We start from the raw sequence: 5,612 nt of genomic DNA on the forward strand, positions 1-5,612 counted from the left end.
AATCCGTTTCCCCGGCAAAAGGGGCGGATTCCCACGAAAAACGGCCGCCCACCGGGCGGCCGTTTTTCTCGGAATGACGGGTCTTTGTACGAGCTGCGCATTTTGCAACAGGCCCTTTTTTGTTATTCTTCCTCGGCAGCCTGGAGCTGGCCCGCCTCCCGCAGGGTACGGCGCAGGCGGCTGAGGGTCACCTGGGTCATGCCCAGGAAGGAGGCAACGTGCTTTCCGCTGACATGGCGGTGCAGGTCCGGATAGGCCCGCAAAAACCACTGATACCGGTCCATGGCGTCATACTGGTACATGGCGGCCTTCACCTCCCAGTGGCGCTTGAGAGCGTCCAGCAGAAAACAGCTGTACAGGCGATAGAGCTGGGGATATTCCTCCAGCAGTTCCAGTACCAGACTCAAGGGCAGCTCCAGCACCAGGCTGTCGGTAAGTGCCTCAATGTTGATGGTGGCCGGCTCCCCCAGGGCGATACAGGCCGTGGCCGGGGACCCCGGCTCAAAGGCAAAGCAGTCGGTGATGTCCCGGCCGCCGGCATCCAGAAAATAGCCCCGCAGCAGCCCCTGGACCAAAAAGGTCAGCTTGGTGGGAACCTCGCCCTCCCGATAAAGCAGGTGGCCCTTTTTTACGTTCCGCAGTTCGCCCCTCTCCGTGAGCCTCTGGATGAGGGACTGGTCCGACAGTCCAAACAGGTGATGGTAAAGTTCTGGCAGATCCATCTCTCACCCTCCCAACACAAAATATTGGTATTTTATTTTATCATATTTTGCGCTGTTTCTACATTATCCTAGGTTAATTTTGCAATAATTGTTCTTTTTAGACATCATATTTCTGTTTTTGACCGTTTCACGGCATCAGGCACCGGCCACCCGCAGCTGGGGCAGCGCCATCCGGGTCATAATGGCGGCCACCTCCGCTCGGGTGATTTGATTCTGGGGCTTGAACCACAGCGCCCCCTGTTCCCGGATGCCTGTAATGACGCCCGCAGAAGTCAGCAGCTGGGCGTCGTCCCGCCAGCGGATGGAGGAAGCGTCCCTATATCCGGTTTCGCTGATGGCGGACAGCTCCTCCTCCGGCAGGGCACGGGCCAGAATGTGGACGAATTCCTCCCGGGTGGCATAGGCGGTATAGTCATAGTCCTCTTCCAGAATACCGGCCTGCTTTGCGTAGGTCACATAGGGAGTATACCAGGCCTGGCCGGAACTGGCGGTAAACTCATCCGAGCCAGTCCAGTACTGCTTATGGAGCCGGGCGGCCAGGGTGACCACCTCTCCAAGGGTGATGTTGGCCTGGGGCCGGAACCGGCTGGAGGAGGCACCCTCCATCAGACCCAGCCGGTAGGCCTGCTTCACATTCTCGTAGTACCAGGCGTCGGAGCCTACGTCCCAAAACATTCCGGGTGTATAGGTCTTTTCCTGGCGGAAATGTGCCATATCGCCCCGCTGGGGCTTGACGGTCTGATAGTAAAAACAGAGGGTGGAGTCTTTGCCCGGGTTTGGAATGACCACCACCGTGCGGCTTTCGGACAGCTCCAGCTCGGTGTCTCCCATGCGGACGGAGGAGAGGATGCAGCCCTCCTCCTCCGGCACCGTATAGTAGGAGGTCCCAGTCCCCTCCTCCATGGATTCCTCAAAGGAGTAGGCGTACGCCCCATCCACATACACCTGACAGGTGAGGGTACAGGCCGGTGTAACCGGCTCCGTGGGCTCAATAGGCTGCTGCTTGGCGGGGGTGGTAAAGGTGACCGGCTCACCCTTGTAGGTCACGCCGTCCACCACCACAAAAAATTGATAGGTATAGGTGGTCTCCGGCTTCAGGACCACCCCCAGCTCCGTATAGGTCTGGTAGGTGGAGGGCACTGTGGTGGCCGAATTCTTGACCGAAATATCGTCGGTGTGGGTGGTATTGATGCCGCCGCCCGTCAAAATCAGGCCGCTCTGGGTCATGGAGCTGCCTGCCGGCTTGTGGAAGGTGGCATAGACATAGGCGGACTGGCTGAAATAGACGTTGTCCTTAACCTCATTGACAATGGTCACCGGGGCGGTCTCGGGCACGGTCTGGCCAGCCACATCGGCGTAGTTCACCGACCGGTAGATCTTTACATAGCCCCAGGCATAATCCCGCTTCATACTCTCATAGCTGATATGGCCATAGGTCACCGTGCCGATCCGGTTTTTCGTGCCGTTGGCATTGTTCTGGTAGATGTAGGCACCCTGATCGTCCCAGCCCACCACCACGGCAAAATGCTTGGCGCCACTGGAGGATGCGCTGTCGTAGCAGTAGAGGATGTCGCCGGCCAAGGCCTTCTGGAAGGTGGCTTTGCCCGGCGCACCCTTGGCCACCAGGGTCAGGTTATTTCGCACATTGGTGGGAATGCCAAAGACCCGCTGGAACACATAGCGTGCAAAGGCCAGGCAGGTCCAGCTGCCGTTATCCTTGGTCCAGGGAATCCCCTCGGCGGCGGCAATGCGGTTGAGTTCACAGTTGTTGCAGGTCCCCCATGCGTCGTGGCCGGAGCAGGCCTTCCCGTTGACGGTAAAGTAGCTTCCGTCCGGATGGTCGGCCATTACCCCTTTGATGCGCTCAATAATGGGGTCGGCGGCCCGGGCCCGGGGTCCCGCTCCCCACAGGGTAACCACCGCCAGGAGCAGGCATAATACCCGGGTACCCAGCTTTCTCTTCTGTCCCATAGACAAGTCCTCTCTTTCCTGTTCATGGATTTCCTGGATATATCTCATAGTCTACAGGATCTTATATATGGTTGGCAACCAAAATTTTTACAAAAAAGACCGCCGCCTCCGTTTGCACTGAGGCGGCGGTCTGTACTTCCGTTATACGCGAGGGGTCAGTCCGGCCAGGCGGCAGAGGATGGCTGCCGTCTCCGCCCGGCTGATATTGGTATTGCCGTGGAAGCTTCCATTGTTATCTCCCTCCACGATACCGGCCCGATACCACAGGTACACCACGGGGCCGTAGGGATCGGTCTCCTGTACGTCAGGGACCTCACCGTTGAACACCACCTTGATGACCTCCTTCTCCTCCGAAGGCACCGCCCGGTCCAGCAGGTCCACCATCTGGAAGCGGGTGGCCTTGTTCAGCATGGTGGACAGAGGCACCTCACTGGTGGTAAACAGGCCCTGATCCACGCAGTAATTGTAGGCGCCCAGGTACCAGGCGCCGTCGGAGGTGGGAACGCTCTCCCCCTGGCGGTCGGCGTACAGCCGGGCGGTGAGGGTGACCACCTCGGCCACGGTGAGGGTGCCGTTGGGGCTGAACTTATCGCCGCCGGTGCCCTTCATCAGGCCGGCCTGGGCAGCCTTCACCGCATAGTCGGCATACCACTGGCTGGCGGGCACGTCGCTGAAGGAGAAGTCGCCGTTCTCACCGTCGCCGGGATCGGGGGTGGGGTCGGGATCAGGATAGGGATCGGGGTCGGGATTAGGGTCAGGGTCAGGATCAGGCTGCTGTCCGCCGCTCTCCCCAACGGGGTAGGACTGGACTCCGGATTCGTCCAGCACATAGAACACGGGGGTGGAGTCGTGGGTGGAGTACCACACCACCTTGCCGTTGTAGCTGATGGGGTGGCAGCGGGACATCTGCACGCCGTCAGCGGTCTTGATGTTGGAGACGGTGCCGTCGGCGGAATAGGTAGCATACTGGATGCTTTCCTTATTGTAATAGTAGCCGTTATCCCACTTCTCGGCCAACTGCCACAGGATGTAGCCGCCGTCCGGACCGGTGGGGACCAGCACAGGCTGAGAGCCGTACAGGTCGGAGTCGCTGGGCCAGGAGGTAAGCTGGCGCACGGTGGTGCCGTTGGAGGAGACGTCATCCTTGCTGGTATAGCTCAGGAAGATGTTCATGGGGTCTTGTCCGATGGTGGAAGCCGAGCCCTTACCGGTGCTGCTGTAGGCGACCAGGTAGCCGGAGGAGGTCTCCGCCAGGTCGGTCACATTGGCGCCGGTGGTATTCTCGCCCACCCTGCCGGACCAGGTAGTCAGATTGAAGGTTTTGCAGCCGTTGGCGAAGGTGTCGCTCCCCGCCTTGTTGTCGTAAATGGACAGACAGGCCCCTCTGGGGTAGGCGTCGCCGTGGTCCAGAGCCACCAGCCGTCCCTGGCTGTCCACCAGAATAAACTGGTTAAAGGAGTGGGACACATAGCCCTTGTTGGCCACCACGTCGTGATAGCCGTCGGTGATGGTCATATCGGACTCACGCACCGAGAAGGTCAGATTGGCCTGGTGGTTCAGCCCGTCGCCGGACTGGTACATCTCATGGCTGGTACGCACATAGAGGTAGCCGTTGTACTCGTCGCACCGCAGGCTGCCGGCATCAAAGGGGATGGTGGTGTTGGCCCCCCGCAGGCTGGCCTGGCCCAGGCGGTTCCAGTCCTTGTCGTACTTCACCACCCGGATGACCTCGGCGTTGTCGTTCTCACTGGGGTTCTCCTGGCCGAAAATCACAAAGTTGTAGTCCTCACCGGCATAGAAGCCGCCCCACAGGTCCAGCTCCATCTCCAGATCCACCGAGGAGATCAGCTGGAAGTTGCTGTCGTAGGTCTCGGCCACCAGCCGGGGATAGGCGCTCCATTTCATAAAATTTCCCTGGGCATCGACGATTTTGACACCCTCGAAATTTTCCACCCGCACCAGGTTGTCGCCGTCCTGGTACAGGTAGGCGTCAATGGGCACCGCCCAGTTGCCGTTGTAGGTGCCGCCGGCAATGGTGGATTTCAGGGGCGTCGGTTCTGCGGCCCAGGCCGCCGGCAGCATGGATATTGCCATGGCCAGAACACACAGACAGGAAAGCAGGCGGAAAGATCGTCTTTTCATTGCGCATTCTCCTTCTCTTGATTTGGGATTTTGCAGGGGCTTTGTCTGTTAGTGTGTGGAACCGGCAGCCTGGTTTTAAATCCGGCAAAATTTTTTTATCTTTTTTTCAAGTGCCGCATCCCGGCCACTATGCGTTTACGGTGACCTGGAAAGACACGTTGTCGGTGAAGGTCAGCACGCCCTCCTGACTATCCACGCGCAAGGTGACTACGCCGCTGATGGTGGCTGTGCCCGGGGCGTTGGCAGTGAGCTGACAGCTGGTGGGCTCCTGGTCGCCCACCGTCACCACCGATGGATTGCTGCTGCTCCACACGGTAGAGGTGATGGTAAAGTTGGTATACAGGGAATAGGAGGAAAATCCGTGATACCGGCTCTGCCCCACACTGAGGGTGATGCCGTCCAACTGGTAGTCCCAGGGTACTTCATTCTTGGCCTGCACGGTAATGGTATAGTGGACGTTGGGTTCCTGGGGGCTGACTGCCGTCAGCACTACCGTGCCGGGGGACAGGATGGTAAACCAGCCGGAGCTGTTAATGGGCGCCACACTGGAATTGGAGGAGCTGTAGGTCAACCCCGCCGGCAGACCGGCGTCAGAGGGATTCAGGTTTCCCCACTGTCCTCCAAAGCTGTAGCCGCGCCCCAGCTCAGCGCTCATGCTCCGGTTCTCCACCACCGGGGTCACCGGGGTTGGTGTAGCCGTGGGGGTGGGCCTGGGCGTTGCCGTAGGCCTTGGGGTAGCGGCAGGCGTGGGAGAGGGTGACGGGGTAGAGCTGGGGG

4 protein-coding genes are annotated in these 5,612 nt (G+C 59.6%); all 4 read right to left on the bottom strand.

What is annotated here, in order from left to right:
• Positions 1-122: 122 nt before the first annotated feature.
• The 4 genes from B5G42_RS17160 to B5G42_RS17175 all read right to left on the bottom strand — a co-directional run bounded on the left by B5G42_RS17160 (position 123) and on the right by B5G42_RS17175 (position 5,490).
• The gene (locus B5G42_RS17160; protein ID WP_087273034.1) at positions 123-722 is read right to left on the bottom strand and encodes a Crp/Fnr family transcriptional regulator; all 600 of its coding nucleotides are present in this window, start codon (positions 720-722) and stop codon (positions 123-125) included.
• 135 nt (positions 723-857) lie between these two features.
• Positions 858-2,693 carry an S-layer homology domain-containing protein gene (locus B5G42_RS17165; protein WP_162611140.1) on the bottom strand — a complete coding sequence of 612 codons (1,836 nt, stop codon included), beginning with the start codon at positions 2,691-2,693 and terminating at the stop codon, positions 858-860.
• A gap of 141 nt (positions 2,694-2,834) precedes the next feature.
• Positions 2,835-4,835, bottom strand: a complete 2,001-nt coding sequence (locus B5G42_RS17170; protein ID WP_087273040.1) for an S-layer homology domain-containing protein — start codon at positions 4,833-4,835, stop codon at positions 2,835-2,837.
• A 127-nt stretch (positions 4,836-4,962) separates the two neighbouring features.
• Positions 4,963-5,490, bottom strand: coding sequence for an Ig-like domain-containing protein (locus B5G42_RS17175; RefSeq protein ID WP_087273043.1), 528 nt, complete (start codon positions 5,488-5,490; stop codon positions 4,963-4,965).
• Positions 5,491-5,612 lie beyond the last annotated feature (122 nt).

Source organism: Flavonifractor sp. An91 (genome assembly GCF_002159225.1).
Taxonomy (GTDB): domain Bacteria; phylum Bacillota; class Clostridia; order Oscillospirales; family Oscillospiraceae; genus Flavonifractor; species Flavonifractor avicola.